Annotated in this window: 17 protein-coding genes and 2 pseudogenes; 15 read left to right on the forward strand and 4 right to left on the reverse strand. The window is 35.0% G+C overall.

What is annotated here, in order from left to right; translation table 11 throughout:
• Positions 1 to 103 precede the first annotated feature (103 nt).
• The 3 genes from BHU61_RS12100 (at position 104) to BHU61_RS12110 (ending at position 2,530) form a co-directional block, all read left to right on the forward strand.
• The gene (locus tag BHU61_RS12100) at positions 104 to 1,315 is read left to right on the forward strand and encodes an NADH:flavin oxidoreductase/NADH oxidase family protein (protein WP_111717210.1); all 1,212 of its coding nucleotides are present in this window, start codon (positions 104 to 106) and stop codon (positions 1,313 to 1,315) included.
• Positions 1,316 to 1,424: 109 nt separating this feature from the next.
• Entirely contained in the window at positions 1,425 to 1,988 is a 564-nt protein-coding gene (locus BHU61_RS12105) for a DapH/DapD/GlmU-related protein (protein WP_242444258.1), read from the forward strand.
• 11 nt (positions 1,989 to 1,999) lie between these two features.
• Positions 2,000 to 2,530, forward strand: a complete 531-nt coding sequence (locus tag BHU61_RS12110; protein ID WP_111717213.1) for an NAD(P)H-dependent oxidoreductase — start codon at positions 2,000 to 2,002, stop codon at positions 2,528 to 2,530.
• 93 nt (positions 2,531 to 2,623) lie between these two features.
• Here BHU61_RS12110 and BHU61_RS12115 read toward each other — a convergent pair whose 3' ends face one another.
• A complete protein-coding gene (locus BHU61_RS12115) occupies positions 2,624 to 2,839 on the reverse strand; it encodes a hypothetical protein (protein ID WP_242444259.1) in 216 nt (71 codons plus the stop codon).
• 1 nt (position 2,840) lies between these two features.
• On the opposite strand from BHU61_RS12115, the pseudogene BHU61_RS12120 reads away from it, so the two are divergent.
• Positions 2,841 to 2,957, forward strand: a pseudogene (locus BHU61_RS12120) (winged helix-turn-helix transcriptional regulator); the annotation flags it as partial.
• A gap of 47 nt (positions 2,958 to 3,004) precedes the next feature.
• Here BHU61_RS12120 and BHU61_RS12125 read toward each other — a convergent pair.
• Genes BHU61_RS12125 through BHU61_RS12135 form a run of 3 tightly spaced genes read right to left on the reverse strand, consistent with a single transcriptional unit; the run spans position 3,005 to position 5,062 of the window.
• On the reverse strand, positions 3,005 to 3,325 hold the full coding sequence (locus BHU61_RS12125; RefSeq protein WP_111717217.1) for a CHY zinc finger protein: 321 nt from the start codon (positions 3,323 to 3,325) through the stop codon (positions 3,005 to 3,007).
• Between the two features lie 12 nt (positions 3,326 to 3,337).
• Positions 3,338 to 4,003, reverse strand: coding sequence for an ABC transporter ATP-binding protein (locus BHU61_RS12130; protein WP_099578899.1), 666 nt, complete (start codon positions 4,001 to 4,003; stop codon positions 3,338 to 3,340).
• Positions 4,004 to 4,012: 9 nt separating this feature from the next.
• Complete coding sequence (locus BHU61_RS12135; RefSeq protein WP_111717219.1) at positions 4,013 to 5,062, reverse strand: ABC transporter permease; 1,050 nt, start codon at positions 5,060 to 5,062, stop codon at positions 4,013 to 4,015.
• A 225-nt stretch (positions 5,063 to 5,287) separates the two neighbouring features.
• Between BHU61_RS12135 and BHU61_RS12140 the strand changes: the two genes are divergently transcribed.
• The 11 genes and pseudogenes from BHU61_RS12140 to copZ all read left to right on the forward strand — a co-directional run bounded on the left by BHU61_RS12140 (position 5,288) and on the right by copZ (position 16,703).
• Entirely contained in the window at positions 5,288 to 6,469 is a 1,182-nt protein-coding gene (locus BHU61_RS12140) for an NAD(P)/FAD-dependent oxidoreductase (protein WP_111717221.1), read from the forward strand.
• A gap of 82 nt (positions 6,470 to 6,551) precedes the next feature.
• Positions 6,552 to 7,106 (forward strand): immunodominant staphylococcal antigen IsaB family protein, encoded by a 555-nt coding sequence (gene isaB / locus BHU61_RS12145; protein WP_111717222.1) that lies wholly within the window; start codon positions 6,552 to 6,554, stop codon positions 7,104 to 7,106.
• Between the two features lie 184 nt (positions 7,107 to 7,290).
• Positions 7,291 to 9,009: an ABC transporter ATP-binding protein gene (locus tag BHU61_RS12150; protein ID WP_111717224.1), complete on the forward strand. Its 1,719-nt coding sequence runs from the start codon at positions 7,291 to 7,293 to the stop codon at positions 9,007 to 9,009.
• A 111-nt stretch (positions 9,010 to 9,120) separates the two neighbouring features.
• Positions 9,121 to 11,016, forward strand: coding sequence for a heavy metal translocating P-type ATPase (locus BHU61_RS12155; protein WP_111717226.1), 1,896 nt, complete (start codon positions 9,121 to 9,123; stop codon positions 11,014 to 11,016).
• A gap of 32 nt (positions 11,017 to 11,048) precedes the next feature.
• A complete protein-coding gene (locus BHU61_RS12160; RefSeq protein WP_111717228.1) occupies positions 11,049 to 11,273 on the forward strand; it encodes a heavy-metal-associated domain-containing protein in 225 nt (74 codons plus the stop codon).
• 41 nt (positions 11,274 to 11,314) lie between these two features.
• Positions 11,315 to 11,980, forward strand: coding sequence for a Crp/Fnr family transcriptional regulator (locus BHU61_RS12165; protein WP_111717230.1), 666 nt, complete (start codon positions 11,315 to 11,317; stop codon positions 11,978 to 11,980).
• An 89-nt stretch (positions 11,981 to 12,069) separates the two neighbouring features.
• Positions 12,070 to 13,194 (forward strand): annotated as a pseudogene (locus tag BHU61_RS12170) (SulP family inorganic anion transporter); the annotation flags it as partial.
• Positions 13,195 to 13,244: 50 nt separating this feature from the next.
• Positions 13,245 to 13,646 carry a universal stress protein gene (locus BHU61_RS12175; protein WP_111717234.1) on the forward strand — a complete coding sequence of 134 codons (402 nt, stop codon included), beginning with the start codon at positions 13,245 to 13,247 and terminating at the stop codon, positions 13,644 to 13,646.
• A gap of 138 nt (positions 13,647 to 13,784) precedes the next feature.
• Complete coding sequence (locus BHU61_RS12180; RefSeq protein ID WP_096077431.1) at positions 13,785 to 14,078, forward strand: metal-sensing transcriptional repressor; 294 nt, start codon at positions 13,785 to 13,787, stop codon at positions 14,076 to 14,078.
• A gap of 8 nt (positions 14,079 to 14,086) precedes the next feature.
• Complete coding sequence (locus BHU61_RS12185) at positions 14,087 to 16,465, forward strand: heavy metal translocating P-type ATPase (protein ID WP_111717235.1); 2,379 nt, start codon at positions 14,087 to 14,089, stop codon at positions 16,463 to 16,465.
• A 34-nt stretch (positions 16,466 to 16,499) separates the two neighbouring features.
• Positions 16,500 to 16,703 (forward strand): copper chaperone CopZ, encoded by a 204-nt coding sequence (copZ, locus tag BHU61_RS12190; protein WP_111717237.1) that lies wholly within the window; start codon positions 16,500 to 16,502, stop codon positions 16,701 to 16,703.
• Positions 16,704 to 16,764 lie beyond the last annotated feature (61 nt).

Below are 16,764 nucleotides of genomic sequence, written 5' to 3' on the forward strand. Positions count from 1 at the left end.
TAAAGATATTAAAGTAGACACTAATAAAATAATATCGATAATTGATTATAAAAAGTAATTATATAAAAAGAAATTATATAAAATAATATTAGGAGTGAAATACATGTCAGTAGATAAATTATTTGAGCCACTTGTATTAAAGAATGGTGTAACGATTAAAAATAGATTATATAAAGGTGCGATGAGCGAAGGGATGGGTGACAAAACACATCGTCCTACAGAAGAACTAGTTAATGCTTATAAACATTGGGCTGATGGTGGTATCGGGATGTCGCTTACAGGGAATGTAATGGTTGATAGACGTTATCTAGGTGAGCCTGGCAATGTCGTCATTGAAGATGATAGAGATTTAGATATATTAACACGTTGGGCAGATGCAGGTAAACGTAACGGTAGTCATATTTGGATGCAAATTAATCATCCAGGTAAACAAAGCCCTAAATCAGTATCAAAGCAACCGATCGCACCAAGTGCTATCCCGATTGGAGGAGATGCTGGTAGTGCATTTAATCCACCGCGTGAAATGACAATCAATGAAATTAAGGAAACGATTGAACGCTTTGTTACAGCTGCAGTAGTAGCGAAGAAAGCAGGATTTACTGGTGTTCAGATTCATGGCGCACATGGATATTTAGTAAGTCAGTTCTTATCATCAAGAGATAACCGACGTTTTGATGAGTATGGTGGGACTTTAGAGAAACGTATGCAATTCTTAATTGATATTTATACAGGAATGAGAAACGCGCTTGGAGAAGATTTCCCAATCAGCTTGAAGATTAATTCAACAGATTTCAATGATAAAGGATTCTCATTAGAAGATTCAATTGCAGTGATCAAGAAAATGGCTGAATTAGGTATTGATCATATTGAAATATCAGGCGGAGATTATGAGAAACCTGAAATGATGGGTGACGGTGAAGTATACTTCTTAGATTATGCAAAACAAATCAGTGACATAGTAAATGTACCAATTTCAGTTATCGGTGGATTCCGAAAACAAGAAAGTATGATTGATACGATAACGAATACAAATGTAGCGATGATTGGTATTGCAAGACCACTAGTCTTAAACCCTGAATTACCAAATCAACTTCAAAATGGCACATACGAAGATATGACCATTCCAAGACTGACAACGAAAGTGAAGTCACTCGATAAAAAGTTAGGTGGATTTATCGGTATTGCATATTATGAACAGCAGATCAGAAGACTCGGAAACAATCAAAACCCGGTAGTCCATACAAACGCATGGAGTCCATTATTGGATTTAGCAAAAACGCACGGTGCTAGAGCATTCACAAAAAGAAGACGATAACAATCATCCGGGATGTTCATACATCTCGGATTTTTTACGTACATTCCTATCTTAAATAGATGATTTCATTTATTAAGCAAATCAATTTATAGTAAACTTAAGAAAAGGAGTGATATTCATGACTTTGCTAGAACGAATTCAGAACATCGAAATTTTGAAAGATGATCCTATTTATGATGAGATTCATGAGCATAAAGGAAACAATGAAAGATTATCATTTGAAATCAATGATGGCTATAAAACAAATTCAGAAGTATTAAAAATTCTTGGTGAAATGACGAGTCAAACGATTGATGAAAGTGTTGTCGTCTCTCTGCCATTCTATACTGACTACGGAAGACATATTAAATTAGGGAAAGAAATCTTTATCAACAAGAATGTAACGTTTGTTGATTTAGGTGGTATTGAGATAGAAGATAATGTGTTGATCGGACCATCAGCAAGAATAATATCAGTGAACCATATTGTAGATCCAGCGAAACGACGTGGTCTTGTTGTTAATAAAGTTGTTATTAAGAAAAATGCATGGATTGGTGCAAATGTCACTGTATTACCTGGTGTTACAGTTGGAGAGAATTCAATTGTTGCAGCAGATTCAACAGTAACAAAAGACGTACCACCAAATACTATTGTGGCCGGCACACCTGCTAAAGTAATTAAGGAAATTGAATAGGAGCTGATTTGATGAGTACACTTGTTATTATCACTCATCCGGAGATGAATAAATCAATTGTTAATCGTATGTGGAAAGAAGCTTTAATTGAAGCGGATATTGATGTCGTGGATCTTTACGAAATATATTCGGATTCAAAGCTGGATGTTTCTGAAGAGCAACAGAGGTTGCTAAAATACGATAAAGTGATTTTTCAATTCCCGTTCTATTGGTATAGCAGCCCACCATTGTTAAAACAATATCTTGATGAAGTATTCTTGTTTAACTATGCATATGGACCAAAAGGAACAAAGCTAAAGGATAAATCTTTTGGGTTAGCTGTCACTGTAGGTAGTCCGAAATCGGATTACACTGCAAAAGGATTCAATAAGTTTAATATGGATGAATTATTGACTCCATTTGAAGCAACGTTCCATTATGTTGGTGCGCAATATATTGGATACTTCGCGCAATTCGGCACCGTCAATCATGCGACTGAAAGTGAATTGAGAGAAGGTACAAAACGATATATTGAATTTGTGAATAGACAATATGAGAGATGAACTTAATTAAATAAAGAGTAAGTACTGGTAATTGAAATTTATCAGTACTTACTCTTTTTTTCTAGTGATTCAATCCATACTCATAAGAAACACCTAGATTCTCACGTAATGTTTCACCTCATATTCTGTATGGAATAATCCGCGTTCTTGTAAGATAGGAACAACTTGTTCTACGAAATCTTTAACACCATCATGTGATGAGTCTGGAACGATTGAGAATCTGTCTGTCGCATCTGCAACAGCTCCTGGCATACGCCACATCTTAAATTCACCACCATAACCAGAAACCATTTGTAACGCAAGTTTCATCTTGCCGCCTCGCGTTGAATATTCATTAACAGAGATGGGACAAGAGATATTACCGATTCTTAAAATGATGGAGTCTTATGGCAAGAAGCATGGGGAACAGGCAGAAGATTATATGTAACATAATTAAAAGCACAAGAAAGGAGTTTAATTCCTTCCGTGTGCTTTTTAAATTTCAAAATAATAGTGAAAATGATTTTTACATCCCGGATTGAATGGATGCGTACAGTTAGGACATTGAGTAACATTGACATACACATTAATCGGGATTTCTGTTTGGCAAACACCACATAAAACAGCTGTCACTTCAGAATGTATCGGATATTTTTCAGCTGGAGATTTATGATTAATCTCTTCATAACACAAATGACAAGGATAATATGTATTGCTATCAGGGAACCTATAGCACACTACATCTACAGGCGCGTTATAATGCGCACATCTTCCTTGTTCATCTACTGCTATACCTTCTATAAGGTGTTCCGTCATATATTCCACCTCTTACTGTTGTTCTAGTATCCCATCTTCCATATGGTACACTTTATCGAAATACTCAAGTAACCTCGTATCATGCGTTACAACAATCGCTGCCTTATTACTGTCTTTAACGATTGTACGAATCATTTGAATCACTTCAACTGCACGTTTCCCATCTAAACTTGCTGTCGGTTCATCAGCCAGAATAAGCGAAGGGTTAGTGTACATCGCTTTAAGAATTGCAACACGTTGACGTTGTCCGCCTGAGAGTTCAGCAGGGAATTGATTGAGCACATTTTCAAGGCCTAGTTGTTTTACCTGACTTTGAAATTCAGCTGTTTCAATATGATTTTTATTCACTTTGTCTAGTAACTTAAACTGATCTTTGACCTTCAGGAATGGGACTAAATTTGACGACTGTAATATAAATCCTATCTTCTTTAGACGTAGTTTCGCGCGTTGTTTCTCTGAAAGTTTACTTACATCATCATTATCGATTATTATTGTACCGTTTGTTGGTTGCTGAAGTAATCCGGCGATGGTTAAGAATGTACTTTTACCAGAACCAGATGGGCCGATGACAGCTACCATTTCTCCTGCATTGATATGGAAATCAACAGGTTTTAGTGCTTCGACATAAGTTTGGTCTTTACCAAATGATTTGTTAACTTCTTTTAATGTTAATACCATATGCTCACCTTATCCTATCGTTTTTAATGGATCTACTTTTTGGATTGAACGGATAGAGAATAATCCACCGATAATCGCTGTTAATATAATAACGCCGGCATAAATTCCAATCATTGACCATACAAACTTTATTGGTACAACATCAGGTATGATGTTAGCAGTGATTATAGTAAGTATCAGTGCAATGACGACAGCGATAACTGATAAGATTAACGTCTGGATGATTAATGATCGCGCTAAGAAGCCATTGCTAATCCCTTGTGCTTTAAGTAGACCAAATACGGGTGCTTTTTGAATCGTTAATATATAAAGGAATATCCCGATAATAAATGTTGCAATCGTAAATAAGAAATAACTCATGACATCTAGTGTCAGCTTTTGTTCTGTGTAACCTGGCAACTTAGTAATAAACGTTTCTTTATCAATTGCTTCAAAGTCACTATCGATTTTTTGGGCTTTATAATTCGAATCTTTAATTAAAAATGCATTCGCTTTGTCTTTCAAACGGTTCATAGAAAGTTTGTCTGCAGTTGCATTATTACTGTACAACACATTCGCTGCATTATATTTTGCGTTATTTGTAAATCCAACGATCTTTAAATCTTCATCACTACCAGCAATATCCACAGTATCTCCGAGTTTAAAGCCTTTTTGTTTTAATCCATCGTTCGCAACCACTTCGTAATCATCGTTAAAGGACTTACCTTCTGTAATATTAGGATTGATGAATGTGTCTTTATCTATTCCGAATAACAATGTATTTTGTTTTTTATCACCTTTTGCGATGATCACTGCAAGATTCTTAATTGGCGCGACTTTATCGAACTTATTATCCAATGCATCTTGCTCCATTAAAGATTGTGCTAAGTTTCTGTTAGATTCTTTCGTGACGACAATTGCATCTGGATTCCATTTATCAATTGCTTCTCGGTTCATTCCCATTAAGCCATTAGATAGTCCGGAAATTAAAAATAATAAATATGAAATTAAAACAAGTACACCGATAATCAGTGAGAACTTGAGTTTGTTATGCATGATTTCTTTCCAGGCTAAGAACATCTGTTTTCCTCATTTCTATAAAATTTAATGTCTAGATATAGACTCAATTATAGATTAATTGCGACATAATAATGAGTAATATGCATTAAAAATAATCTTTCTATTAAAAGCCTCCTCATTTTATTATACCAATAGTCAATTTATCATGCGAGGTATATGCAAAATGAATGGAAAAGTATATAAAGGGTATTGAATATAACGAAGACATTTATAAGGGGTGAGATAATGATAAAAAAATCCAAAGTTATAATACTTGGAGCAGGTGCTGGTGGTATATCAACTGCAAGTAGATTAAAAAATGCAGGGGTAAAAGATATACTTATTATTGATTATGCGGATAAACATGCATATCAGCCAGCCTGGCCACTTGTAGGTTCTGGGGATGAGAAGAAGAAAGATACGGTTAAGCCTATGAAAAAAGTTATACCGAATGGAATTGATTACGAACAGCAAAAGGTGAAATTTATTCAGCCGGTAGAACGTAAAGTTCATTTGGATAACGGTGAATATGTGATGTATGAATATTTAGTGGTAGCACTTGGCATCCAGCTTGATTTCAATAAGATAGAAGGTTTAGAAGAAACTTTAGGAAAGAATGGTGTATGTACGAACTATCTTTATGATTATTTAGACTATACGTACAAGACGTTGAAACAGACAAATGATGGCAATATCATTGTAACGAAACCGAAATCAGTAATTAAAGGTGGGGTCTCACCAGAAAATTCAATATTTACTTTTGATGAGTTTGTTCATGACAAGAAAAAGAATCAACCACATTTAATCTTTAAGACGGGAAAAGATACGCTATTTCCTGTAGAAAAGTATAGAGCATATATTGAAAAACATTTGAATAATAAGGATATTGAGTATGGATTGAATCAGGAACTTGTGAAAGTTGATGGCAAGAACCAGCGTGCTACTTTTAAAGATTTAGTTGCTTTGGAAACATATGAAGTGCCATTCTCGATGCTACTTGTTACACCGCCGATGAGTGCACCTGACGTCGTGAAGCAATCTACTTTAAGTGATGCTGAAGGATGGCTGGATGTAGATCCAAATACATTACAGCATGTGCGTCATCTAAATGTATTTGGAATAGGAGATTGTACGAACTTGCCAACAGTAAAGATGGGAGCTGCAGTGAGGAAACAAGTGCCTATTCTTGTGAAAAACTTATTATCACAAATGAATAATAGACCGTTATCTAGTCATTATGATGGCGCAACGGCATGTCCTGTAGCAACTGAATATGGACAGGCGTTTATCGCAGAATTCGGATATGATATGAAACCGAAAGAGTCGATGCCGATCGATCAAGGTAAGACCAATCCATTGCTATATCAAGTGAAGAAACGTGCGATTCCATTTATGTACTGGCATGCGATGTTAAAGGGCAAAGGTTAAGTGATGTTTTACGTATTCGCAGTAGGGTAAAGTAATCGTGTATACGAGCCAATAGGAAATAGTATATTAGGAGTGGTAAAAAATGAAGAAGCTTGCAAAAGTAATAGGTGCAACAACATTAGCCGCAACAATGTCTCTAGGTGTAGTGCAGGGTGAAGATGCACTTGCTAAACAGAAGATGGTCAAGGTTCAAAAGCCTTATTATAACTATTCAGGATACACAAGTGGAAATGCTAAATTTGTATTAGATAAAGACTTTGTGCGTGCTGTAAAAGTCAATAATGTGAAGATTAATAAACATAAAGTTGATTTACAACGCATTGTTTCAGGTGTATCAGGTACAGGTTACACAAAAGATGTATATGATCAGAACTATACGTTCTTTAAACAAGGGGACAAAAATCCATATACAGCTACTTTAGGCGTGAAGAACAAAGAGCTGAAAATGAGTAGTGTAAAAAAAGTATATGGTAATGATTATCTATTTAAAGGAAAACTCATATCAGATGGCAATAAAGCTATTCCATCAAAAGTTGATGGTGTATACATCTATAATCTGAATGGTAACGCTATACAGTTTGTTGTTGAAAAAGGATATGTACAGAAAATAATACTTGGTCATGTCGGAATGGCTTAATTAAGGGTGGAGATGAATCTCCGCTCTTTTATTATGAAAAATAAGAGTATTAAGGATGATAACATTGTAAGAGAGATTTCTATTGATGCCTTAATTACAGGATATGTTAATATTGATTTATATACTATATAAAATATGTATTTTTGTTAATGTATTTAAGTAATTTAATTAAGGAGTATCGTATATGAAATCATTTTTCCAATATTATAAACCATATAAAGGTCTGTTTATGCTGGATTTCGGTTCTGCAGTGTTTGTTGGAGTTTTAGAACTTGTCTTTCCACTGATTACGAGTCTTTTCATCGATAAGCTGTTACCGACAAAAGACTGGAATATGATTGTGCTCGGTGCAATAGGACTATTTCTTGTGTTTTCCTTTGTTACAGTTCTTAAGTTTATCGTCACGTATTGGGGACATAAGCTTGGAACAAATATAGAACGTGATATTCGTAATGAACTTTATCGTCATCTTCAGCGATTAAATTTCGGATTCTTCGATAACAATAAGACAGGGAAACTTATCGGTCGACTCACAAATGATTTGATGGATATTGGGGAACTTGCGCATCACGGTCCAGAGGAAGTGTTTGTCGCTGTAATGACAGTTATTGGGGCACTTCTCATTATGCTCACGATTGATGTGAAGCTTGCGCTTATTACATTCTGTATCGTACCGGTGATATTTATCTTAACAATTTATTTCAACAAAAAGATGACAACACAATTCCGCAGATTATTTGGCAATGTTTCTCAGTTTAATGATGTTATTAGCGAAAGTATCGGTGGTATTCGTCTTGTACAAGCATTTGCTAATGAACGCTTTGAAGAGAAGCGCTTCCTACAGACAAACGAAGACTTCCGTGCAACGAAATTAAAAGCATATAACTTTATGTCATGGAATAGTTCGATTGGTTATCTGGCACAGAAATTTACGTTGATTATTGTACTGATTCTTGGATGTTATTTCGTATTGAATAATGCAATGAGTTACGGAGAGTTTGTAGCATTTATTATGATTACGGATATATTATTTAAGCCGCTTCAATCGATTAACTTGATTATTGAATTGTTTCCAAAAGGGATTGCAGGGTTTAATAACTTTCAGGAACTGATGAAGACAACAACAGATATTAAAGATGCACCGAATGCGATTGCGTTTGAAGGCACACCTCAAGTGATTTCATACGAAAATGTAACATTTAAATATGGTGATAAGACAATACTTGACGATTTATCATTTACAATAAATCGTGGTGAAAAGATTGCTTTAGTTGGTCCAAGTGGTGGAGGTAAAACGACAATTTGTTCGATGTTACCAAGATTTTACGATCCGGTTGATGGACGTATCACAATTAACAATGTAGACATTAAACAGATGACACTTGAATCTTTACGCAGCAAAATTGGGCTTGTACAACAAGATGTGTTCTTGTTCAGTGGTACGTTAAGAGACAATATTGCTTATGGAAATTTAGAAGCAACGGATGAAGAGATTATGGATGCAATAACTAAAGCGCAATTGAAACCATTCATTGATACACTTCCAGAAGGGATACATACAATTGTTGGTGAACGTGGAACGAAACTTTCAGGAGGACAGAAACAACGTGTGTCAATTGCACGTATGTTCTTAAAGAATCCGGAAATTATTATACTTGACGAAGCAACAAGTGCGTTAGATGTTGAAACTGAGAATCGAATACAATCAGCATTTAAACAGTTATCTGAAGGTAGAACGACATTAACCATTGCACATCGACTTTCAACGATAAGAGACGTAGATCGCATCTTTTATATTGAAGATGGCCATATTGCAGAGATGGGTAGTCATGAGGAACTCATTAATCTGAAAGGAAGATACTACAAGCTACAACAAGCTCAATATGCGCAAGTGCTGGGATAAATATTTTTTAAAGAGAGTGTGTCAATAGACACACTCTCTTTTCTTGATACCTATCAATGTTTAATATTTTGAAACTTGTTACATTACAAGTAAGAACAGGAGGTAATTAAAATGCAACGTTTCATTATGAAAAGTAAAGATTACATTATGGTATTGTGCGGTATATTAATTGTTGTTGGATTGATAGCAGAATTTGTGCTTAAAGTTCAATTAATTTCTGAAATATTACTAGGTTTAGCATCGATTCTTGCTGTATCACCAATTTTGATACAAGGATATCATTCTTTACGTGTGAAGGTGATTAGCATTGATGTTTTGGTCTCTGTGGCTGTATTAGGTGCATTGCTAATTAGGAACTTTGAGGAGGCAGCAATTGTATCATTTCTATTTTTACTGGGTGCATTTTTGGAAAAACGCACGTTAAAAAAGACAAGATCAGCTATACAGTCGCTCGTTACACTTGTGCCTGAAAAAGTAGTAATCTTACGAGAGCATGGCAAGACTGAAACTATCGATATTGATGATGTCGCAACTAATGATATTTTATTAGTAAAAACAGGAGACAAAGTGCCGGTAGATGGTCATGTTGTTTATGGAAGCGGTGCATTGAATGAAGCAAGTATTACAGGTGAATCAAAATGGGTTCAGAAGAGCTTAAATGATAAAGTATACGCTGGAACAATAGTTGAGAATGGAACTATTCGTATTCTAACTGAGACAGTTGGAGAAGATACATTATTCGGTAAAATAATTGAACTTGTTGAAGAAGCACAAGATTCAAAATCAGCAGCAGAAAAATTCATTGACCGTTTTTCAAAATATTATACACCATTTGTACTATTACTAGCTGTAATCGTTGGGATTTTGACGAGAGATGTGGCATTAGCAATTACTATCCTGGTATTAGGCTGTCCAGGAGCATTAGTAATTGGTGTACCAGTCTCAAATGTAACCGGTATTGGAAATGGAGCCAAACATGGTGTACTTCTGAAAGGCAGTGAAATGATAAACGACTTTAGTAAAGTAGATACAATTGTTTTTGATAAAACAGGAACTTTAACTGAAGGCAATCCTACCGTTGCCTATAAAAAAATTATTGGTGAAAATAAACAATCTATATTATCTTACCTTTATAGTATTGAACATGAGTCGAATCATCCACTCGCAAAAGCAATTTTAAATGATATCGGAAGTCAGAAAATAGTTCGTTTTGATAAAGTTGATGTAATTAAAGGAAAAGGTATTGTGGCTTATAGCGGCGATAAGAAAATTATTCTAGGAAATTTAAGTTTAATGCATAATTATGATGTTGAAATCAATAATAATAATCGTGAAAAAATAAATAAATTAATTGAATCCGGTCAATCAATAGTGCTTATGGCAATTAATAAGGAGTTGGAAGTAATGATCGGTATTCAAGATCAATTAAGACACGATGTAAAACGAAATTTATTACAACTTAAACATCAAGGAGTAAAAAAATTAATCATTTTATCGGGAGATAATCAAGGAACAGTGAATCGTGTAGCTGAGCAACTACCGATTGATATTGCATTGGGCGGGATGTTACCCGAAGATAAAGCTGAATATATAAAGATGTTACAACATAAAGGAGAAAAAGTTGCATTTGTAGGAGATGGTATTAATGACAGTCCATCACTAGCAACTGCAAATATTGGTATTGCGATGGGCGGCGGAACAGATGTAGCAATTGAAACTTCAGATGTCGTACTTATGCATTCTGCAATGGAGCAATTATCCTATGCTCATGGGTTAACTAAAAAGATATCCAATAATATGAAGCAGAATATCATTATCGCACTCGGAGTTGTATTAGTATTATTGTTAAGTTTAATATTCGCTGAATGGATGAATATGACAATTGGAATGTTGGTTCACGAGGTGAGCATTATCGTTGTTATATTAAATGGTATGCGATTAATGCGCTATCGAAATAATACCAAACTTGATAGATATCAAGTTAATAATAAGCAAAAGGCGATATAATTGAACTAAATCATATAAAGGAGTGAACGGATATGAAAGCAACAATTCAACTAGAAACATTGTCTTGTCCATCATGTATTCAAAAGATAGAAGGTGCAGTTAAAAGTGTGTCAGGAGTAAACAAAGACTCTTTAAAGGTATTGTTTAATGCGAGTAAAGTAAAAGTAGATTTCGATGAACACATAACAGAAGTTGAGTCAATCAATTCAGCAATTCAAAACATGGGTTATGAAGTAATTAGTTCGAAAGTGAAATAATAATATGTTATTTTAAACATAACAGTAATGGAGGTGAAAAGATGAAGTGTCATCATCATTTTTGTGTAGAAAGAGTGCCGCTATTTAACCATTTGTCGTATGAAGAACAGGAAATGATCAATAATTTAGTTACACATCACCACTTTAAAAAAGGAAATACCATCTTTTCACCAGAAACTGAACCACAACTATCATTAGTTGCACAAGGTGTAATGAAAGTCTATCGATTATCATCGAATGGTAAAGAACAATTGCTGCGTATTGCAGAAGTCGGAGATTTTGAAGGAGAAAATTTTGTGTTAGGTGTTAACAATGAAAGCCTATATGGTGAAGCAATCACTGATACAGAAATCTGTGTATTAAAACAGAGTGATTTTCAAAATTTACTTCTACAGTACCCTAACATATCACTGAAATTACTTACAATTAATGCTATGAAGATGGAAGAAGTTGAAAAACAAACACAATTCTTAACGATGGAAAAGATAGAAGAACGACTAGCATTATACTTGTCATATCTTCATAAAACATCAGATTCATCTTACATCGAAATACCCATGAAAATGAAGGAACTTGCCGCTTTTTTAGGGACAAGTCCCGAAACAGTGTCTAGAAAATTTAAATTATTAGAAGATAAAAATATTATTGAAAGAGATAATAAACTGATTAAAGTAATTGATGAAAAAAAACTATATAATTTTCAATGACTATATTAAACATATAGTCATTTTTTATTGTTCTTTTATAATGGATATTGTATTGTTATATTTTGGTTAGAATAAATTCGGAGGTCTTTATGAATCAATATTTACAACGAGAATGGCTAGATAAACCATTTCAAAATATATTAGCGGGTATTGTTGTATCTCTCGCTTTAATCCCTGAAGTTATCGCATTTAGTGTCATTGCTGGAGTAGACCCTATGGTCGGATTATATGCATCATTTATTATTGCGGTGACGATTGCTTTTACAGGTGGCCGATCAGCAATGATATCAGCAGCAGCTGGTGCGATTGCATTATTGGTATTCCCGCTTGTTAAAACCCATGGGGTCGATTATTTACTTGCAGCAACAATCTTAATGGGTATCATTCAAGTGATATTTGGCATGCTTAAAGTCGGTAAATTGCTTAAATATATTCCAAATACAGTGATGATGGGATTTGTTGATTCACTAGCAATCTTAATATTTAGCTCTCAGTTACAACATATATTCGGACTGACAGGTGTTACTTATGTATTTGCGATTGTTACAATTGCGATTGTTTATATCGTTCCGAGGTACTTTACGAAGATACCGGCACCGCTCATCGCAGTGCTATTGCTAACAATCATTTCAATTATGACAAATGCCGATGTTAGAACAGTGGGTGATCTTGGAGAAATTAAACGTACTTTACCACATTTCTTTATTCCTGATGTACCATTTAATCTGGAAACTTTATTGATTATATTGCCATATAGTTTATCGATGGCTGTTGTGGGACTTGTAGAAAGTTTACTTACTGCAAAGATTGTCGATGATGCACTGGAAAATGAAAGTGATAAAAATGTTGAATCTCGTGGACAAGGCATTGCTAATATTGTTGCTGGATTTTTCGGTGGTATTGGAGGGTGCGCAATGATCGGTCAATCTGTAATGAATTTGAAGTCAGGCGGCACAACAAGATTGTCATCGTTAGTTGCAGGTAGTTTTTTAATGTTTTTGATCATTGTGTTAGGGCATTATGTGATTCAGATTCCTATGTCTATTCTTGCAGGTATTATGGTTGTAGTATCATTTAGTACGTTTGATTGGGGAAGTTTCAAATTCTTACGCAATGCTAAAGTTACAGATATTATCGTAGTACTTGTTACAATTATACTTGTATTAGTAACGCATAATTTGGCGATTGGAGTTATTGTAGGTAGTATAATTAACTTTATTATTAATAGAAATGATTATCTTAAGCAAACGAAAGAGGTGTAGAGATGTATCAGTCAGTAGTTATAGCGGTGGATGGTTCTGATAATAGCTTCAGAGCAGCGAAAGAAGCATTGAAGATAAATGCTATGAAATATACATTATTAAGTATCGTTTCACATGAAGATTCAAAAGATGCAGTACTGCATAGTGAAACAAGCAGTGTTGATCAAAGAAAATCTTTAATTCAACCCATTATAGAAGAATATGAGAATAATGATATAACATATGAAGTTCGCATAGAACATGGGGTACCGAAAGATACGATTATTCAAATAGGAAATACGCATGAATACGATTTACTTGTGATTGGAACGCGTGGTCTTAACGCATTTCAGGAAATGGTGATGGGAAGCGTCAGTCATAAAGTAGTGAAAGAAGTAAATATACCGGTGATGGTTGTGAAATAAAATGAGTAAGCTAACTTTTAGAGCGTTAGCTTATTTTTTTATAGAATTTTTCAAATCTTATATATTGACACATACCCCTTATGGGTATAAAATAGAACTAAATTAATACCTGATAGGGGTATATGAGAGGATGATAGTATGGAGCATCAACATACAGTAACACCAAGAACTGAAGAAGAAAAAGAAAAGATGGTAAAACGGTTAAAGCGTATTGAAGGACAAGTTCGTGGTATTCAGAAGATGATTGAAGAGGATCGTTATTGTGTTGATATATTGATTCAAATTAGCGCGATAGAAAGCGCGTTGAAGCAAGTAGGTTTCTCCGTAACAGAACGTCATATGAATCATTGTGTGAGTGATGCAATTAAAAAGGGCGAAGGTGCCGAATCAATTGATGAATTAATGAAAGTACTTCGCCAATTTGGAAAGTAGGTGGCAATATGAAAGACGTTACATTACCCATAGAGGGTATGACTTGTGCAGCGTGTTCTACTCGAATAGAGAAAGTACTCAATAAAATGGACGGTGTAGATGCAAAGGTTAATTTAACGACTGAAAAAGCAAGCGTTCAATATGATTCAGATAAAGTGAGTGTAGAAGATATCTCAGAAAGAATTGATAAGTTAGGCTATAAAGTTAAGCCTGAACATATTGAGCTTGATGTTATGGGCATGACTTGTGCAGCGTGTTCATCAAGAATTGAAAAGGTACTGAATAAACAGCCGGAAATTAAGAATGCTACTGTTAATCTTACGACAGAAGAAGCAACAATCGATTATTATCCAGGAAATATGGATGCACAAATGATTATCGAACGTATTCGTAAGCTAGGTTACGATGCAAAACTTAAAAGTTCGGATGAAAATAAGGCTTCAGCGAAAGCGGATGAATTGAGGAAGAAAAAGATTAAACTCATTATTTCAGCTTTATTATCATTACCGTTATTACTAACAATGTTAACGCATCTGTTTGGTATCCATTTGCCGCATATATTTATGAACCCGTGGTTCCAGTTAGCGTTTGCTTTCCCGGTACAATTCATTATTGGCTGGCAGTTCTATGATGGAGCCTATAAAAATTTACGAAGTGGCGGAGCGAATATGGATGTGCTTGTTGCATTAGGTACAAGTGCTGCATTTTTCTATAGTGTTTATGAAGGGTTGAAGACAATTAATAATCCAGATTACATGCCACATCTATATTTTGAAACAAGCGCAGTATTAATTACATTAATATTGTTCGGTAAATATCTTGAAGCAAGAGCGAAGTCACAGACAACGCATGCATTATCTTCACTACTTAATTTACAGGCAAAAGAAGCAAGAGTGATAAGAGACGATAAAGAGATAATGATACCTGTAGAAGACGTTATCGTTGGAGATACATTAATCATCAAGCCGGGTGAGAAAGTACCGGTTGATGGTGAAATTATTAAAGGTCATACATCTATAGATGAATCGATGCTTACAGGCGAATCGATTCCTGTCGAGAAAACTATCGGAGCAAATGTCTTTGGAGCAACGATGAATAATAATGGTAGTATTACAATTCGTGCAACGAAAGTGGGTCGTGATACCGCATTGCAATCTATCGTGAAGATCGTTGAGCAGGCGCAAGGTTCAAAAGCGCCTATCCAGCGTCTTGCTGATATTATTGCAGGATACTTTGTACCAGTAGTGATAGGGATTGCGATTATAACATTTATTATCTGGATGATATTTGTGACGCCTGGTCAGTTTGAACCAGCATTAGTGGCAGCCATTGCGGTGCTTGTTATTGCTTGTCCTTGTGCTTTAGGACTAGCTACACCAACATCTATTATGGTTGGTACCGGACGTGCAGCTGAATCAGGCATTCTTTTTAAAGGCGGAGAACACTTAGAAAGAACACATGAAATTGATACGATTGTATTGGATAAAACAGGTACGATTACAAAAGGTGAACCTGAAGTAACTGATTTTACAGGCGATGAATTAACGCTACAATATCTTGCAAGTAGTGAACAAGCTTCTGAACATCCATTAGCAACCGCTATCGTAAAATATGCAAAAGAAAAAAATATAGAATTATTAGAAACTAGTCAATTTAATGCAATACCTGGCCATGGTATTGAAACAGTTATCGATAACCATACCATACTCATCGGTAACAGAAAGCTAATGACAGATCATCATATTGATATTGATTCAAGTATCAATCGAATGGAGCAATTTGAAGCAGAGGGTAAAACGGCCATGCTGATTGCTATCGATAATGAGTTACGTGGTATTGTAGCAGTATTAGATACAGTGAAAGATACTGCAAAACAAGCTATTGAAGAAATGAAAGCAATGGGCTTACAAGTTGTGATGCTGACTGGAGATAATGCCATTACAGCTAACGCCATCGCGAAATCTGTTGGTATTACAGAAGTCATTGCTGAAGTGCTGCCAGAACAAAAGTCTAATAAGATTAAAGCGCTGCAGGATGAAAGAAGAAAAGTTGCTATGGTAGGAGATGGCGTCAATGATGCACCAGCGCTTGCATTAGCGGATATCGGTATCGCAATTGGCACAGGTACAGAAGTCGCGATTGAAGCAGCTGATGTTACGATTCTAGGCGGAGAGCTTACACTAATACCTGAAGCGATTAAAATTAGTCACGCAACAATTAAAAATATAAAACAAAATTTAGGATTCGCATTTGGATATAACATTCTTGGTATACCAGTTGCAGCCTTAGGATTACTTGCACCATGGATAGCAGGCGCTGCTATGGCTTTATCATCAGTAAGTGTTGTGAGTAACGCCTTAAGACTAAAAACTGTTAAAATAAAATAGAACATATAAAATACTAAAAAGTGAGGGAATTATTATGGAAACAATTCTTAAAGTAGAAGGTATGACATGTTTACATTGTAAAGAAGCGGTAGAAGGTGCAGTAAATAAATTAGATGGTGTTAAAACAGCTGCGGTTGATTTAGAAGCAGCAAATGTAACAGTTGATCACGAAGAATCAGTAACTGTTGAAACAATGAAAGAAGCCATCGAAGATCAAGGATACGATGTAGTTAAATAATAGATTAATAAGTATCATGTTCCGTTATGGAATGTGATACTTTTTTTATTACTTATTTATT

This window comes from Macrococcus epidermidis, assembly GCF_003259695.1.
In the GTDB taxonomy this organism is placed as follows: Bacteria; Bacillota; Bacilli; order Staphylococcales; family Staphylococcaceae; genus Macrococcoides; species Macrococcoides epidermidis.